Origin of the sequence: Bacillus zhangzhouensis, from assembly GCF_000715205.1 — a bacterium.
In the GTDB taxonomy this organism is placed as follows: Bacteria; Bacillota; Bacilli; order Bacillales; family Bacillaceae; genus Bacillus; species Bacillus zhangzhouensis.
In genome coordinates, this window is record NZ_JOTP01000092.1 from 1 (window position 1) to 431 (window position 431).

The following is a 431-nucleotide window of genomic DNA, read 5'->3' on the forward strand; positions in this document are numbered from 1 at the left end:
ACTAGAATAAGAAAAAATTTACTTTTAGCTGTCAATTTTTTGATATCAAAGATACGGACTGGCATACAGTGACCTTTGAAGCAACGGTCTCCAAAGGGCAAGCAGGTAAAACCATTCAAAATACAGCCAAGGTCACAGGCGACAATACGCCGCCAGACGAACCAACGACTGAAACAAAAATTGATCCAAGAGATCCAAAGCTTGAATCAGAAAAAACATCAGAAATTAATCAAAAAGCAGAAGGCAACACAGATGAAAAACAAGTACAGGTAGGCGACACCCTTCTTTACACAATCAAAACAAAAAACAGTGTAGAAGACAGTGTCATCAAAGAGCTAGTCATTTCAGATAAGCTGCCAAAAGGTCTCGCATATGGTGCAGCTTCATTAAAAGTAGATGGGCAAGTAGCAAAAGAAGTCAAAGATTCCTTC

At 39.0% G+C, this 431-nt stretch carries 1 pseudogene; it reads left to right on the forward strand.

What is annotated here, in order from left to right:
- Positions 1-32: 32 nt before the first annotated feature.
- Positions 33-431, forward strand: a pseudogene (locus BA70_RS18995) (isopeptide-forming domain-containing fimbrial protein); the annotation flags it as partial.